At 57.0% G+C, this 3,236-nt stretch carries 2 rRNA genes; both read left to right on the plus strand.

The features are described 5' to 3' along the window. Positions 1-68: 68 nt before the first annotated feature. Positions 69-2,958 (plus strand): 23S ribosomal RNA (locus tag FJM74_RS22000). A gap of 128 nt (positions 2,959-3,086) precedes the next feature. Next, positions 3,087-3,198 (plus strand): 5S ribosomal RNA (rrf, locus tag FJM74_RS22005). The last annotated feature ends 38 nt before the right edge of the window (positions 3,199-3,236 follow it).

A 3,236-nucleotide genomic window follows, 5' to 3' on the forward strand; every position in this document is an offset into this window, starting at 1 on the left:
CACGCTTACTTGTTAAGCGTGCTGTAGAAAGAAGAAGCGGGCCGGCTATGCCTTCGGGTATAGCCGGCGAGAACGCAGAGAAGGGCGCATGGGGAATGCCTAGGCTCTCAGAGGCGATGAAGGACGCGACAAGCTGCGAAAAGCCGCGGGGATCGGCACATACGATGCGATCCGCGGATGTCCGAATGGGGCAACCCACCATGTTGAAGACATGGTACACCGCAAGGTGGGCGAACCCGGGGAACTGAAACATCTAAGTACCCGGAGGAAGAGAAAATAACAATGATTCCGCAAGTAGTGGCGAGCGAACGCGGAGGAGCCCAAACCATCCCTGTCACGGCAGGGGTGGGGTTGTAGGACCACGTCGTGGGACCGAGAAGTGAAGCATAACTGCCTGGGAAGGCAGGCCGCAGAGGGTGAGAGCCCCGTTTGCGCAAGCTTCTCGGCCCTAGTGGGATCCTGAGTAGGGCGGGACCGGAGAAATCCCGCCTGAATCCGCCGGCACCATCCGGCAAGGCTAAATACTCCTGAGAGACCGATAGTGAACCAGTACCGTGAGGGAAAGGTGAAAAGTACCCCGAATAGGGGGGTGAAATAGAACCTGAAACCATGCGCCTACAAGCGGTCGGAGCCCTGTAGTGGGGTGACGGCGTGCCTTTTGCATAATGAGCCTACGAGTTACTCCTCCCTGGCGAGGTTAAGTGCTTGAAAGCACGGAGCCGCAGCGAAAGCGAGTCTGAACAGGGCGCAGAGTCAGGGGGGGTAGACGCGAAACTTTGTGATCTACCCATGGGCAGGATGAAGCTGTGGTAACACACAGTGGAGGTCCGAACCAGTTTACGTTGAAAAGTATTTGGATGACCTGTGGGTAGGGGTGAAAGGCCAATCAAACTGAGAAATAGCTCGTACTCCCCGAAATGCCTTTAGGGGCAGCGTCGCGGTCGAGTCATCTGGAGGTAGAGCTACCGATAGGACTAGGGGGAGTCACATCCTACCGAATCCTGACGAACTCCGAATGCCAGTTGATATACGCGGCAGTGAGGCGCGGGGTGCTAAGGTCCCGCGCCGAGAGGGAAAGAACCCAGACCGTCGGCTAAGGTCCCCAAGTCCAGGCTAAGTTGAACAAAGGGGGTCCACTTGCCCAGACAGCCAGGAGGTTGGCTTGGAAGCAGCCATTCCTTTAAAGAGTGCGTAACAGCTCACTGGTCGAGCGAGAGGGCATCGATAATAATCGGGCATCAAGCCTGGCACCGAAGCCACGGATTGTACTTGTACAATGGTAGGGGAGCATTCCAGGTGCGGCGAAGGTATCCCGGCGAGGGGTGCTGGAGCGCCTGGAAAAGCAAATGTAGGCATAAGTAACGATAATGCGGGCGAGAAACCCGCACACCGAAAGACCAAGGTTTCCTGATCAACGCTAATCGGATCAGGGTTAGTCGGGTCCTAAGGCCGATGCGAAGGCTAAGGTCGATGGACAGCTGGTTAATATTCCAGCACCGGCTGCATATAGCGATGCGGTGACGGAGAAGTGAAAGGACCGCGCACTGACGGAATAGTGCGTTGAAGGGCGTAGGTATTGGACCGGTAGTCAAGTACGCCGGACTAGCTGAAAGCCGATAGTACTCCAACCCCCCGGGGGCGGAGATAGCGTCCCTAAGCCGGCTCCCTAGAAAACCCGCTAAGCGTCTAAATATGCCGCCGCCCGTACCGCAAACCGACACAGGTGGTCGAGGAGAGAATCCTAAGGTGCTCGAGTGAATCACGGCCAAGGAACTCGGCAAAATGACCCTGTAACTTCGGGAGAAGGGGTGCTTCCTCCAGCGATGGAGAAGCCGCAGTGAAGAGGCCCAGGCGACTGTTTAACACAAACACATGGCTTTGCGAAATCGAGAGATGAAGTATAAGGCCTGACACCTGCCCGGTGCCGGAAGGTTAAGAGGGGACGTTAGCCGCAAGGCGAGGCGTTGAATCGAAGCCCCGGTAAACGGCGGCCGTAACTATAACGGTCCTAAGGTAGCGAAATTCCTTGTCGGGTAAGTTCCGACCTGCACGAATGGTGTAACGATCTGGGCGCTGTCTCAGCCGTGAGCTCGGTGAAATTGTAGTCTCGGTGAAGATGCCGAGTACCCGCAACGGGACGGAAAGACCCCATGAACCTTTACTATAGCTTAGCATTGCCGCTGGGTAACTCATGTGTAGGATAGGCCGGAGAAAATGAAGCGGCGTCGCCAGGCGTCGCGGATTCATCCTTGAAATACGGCCCTTGAGTTGCCTGGCGCCTAACCTCACCTGGTGGGGGACATTGCTTGGTGGGTAGTTTGACTGGGGTGGTCGCCTCCAAAACGATAACGGAGGCTTTCAAAGGTACCCTCAGCACGCTTGGTAACCGTGCGCAGAGCGCAATAGCACAAGGGTGCTTGACTGTGAGGCCCACAAGCCGAGCAGGGCCGAAAGGCGGATATAGTGATCCGGTGGTTCCGCATGGAAGGGCCATCGCTCAAAGGATAAAAGGTACTCTGGGGATAACAGGCTGATCTCCCCCAAGAGCTCATATCGACGGGGAGGTTTGGCACCTCGATGTCGGCTCGTCACGTCCTGGGGCTGGAGAAGGTCCCAAGGGTTCGGCTGTTCGCCGATTAAAGTGGCACGCGAGCTGGGTTCAGAACGTCGTGAGACAGTTCGGTCCCTATCTGTTGTGGGCGTCGGAGATTTGCGGGGTGCTGACCTTAGTACGAGAGGACCGGGTTGGACGAGCCACTGGTGGACCTGTTGTATCGCCAGATGCAGCGCAGGGTAGCTACGCTCGGACGGGATAAGCGCTGAAAGCATCTAAGTGCGAAACCCGCCCCAAGATGAGATCTCCCTTAAGGGCCGTCAGAGACGATGACGTCGATAGGTGGCAGGTGTAAAGCTGGAGACAGCATAGCCGAGCCATACTAATTGCCCGAGCGCGCTCCGCCGGATTCCACCGGCCCGCCTCGACTGACTCCGTCACGAGTAGCTCTTTTTCCCAACTAGTCAATGAAGCTTCATACAGCACTGTAGTAATACACAAAGCATACGCGCAACCAAGACTGCGCAAGAGCAATGGTGGCTATAGCGCGGGTGTTCACCTCTTCCCATCCCGAACAGAGCAGTTAAGCCCCGCCGCGCCGATGGTACTGCCCTCACCGGCGGGAGAGTAGGTAGCCGCCAACCCACCACCGCAGCCCCCGTTCCGAAAGGACGGGGGCTGC

Origin of the sequence: Pontibacter beigongshangensis (genome assembly GCF_014332515.1) — a bacterium.
GTDB classification, from domain to species: Bacteria; Bacteroidota; Bacteroidia; order Cytophagales; family Hymenobacteraceae; genus Pontibacter; species Pontibacter beigongshangensis.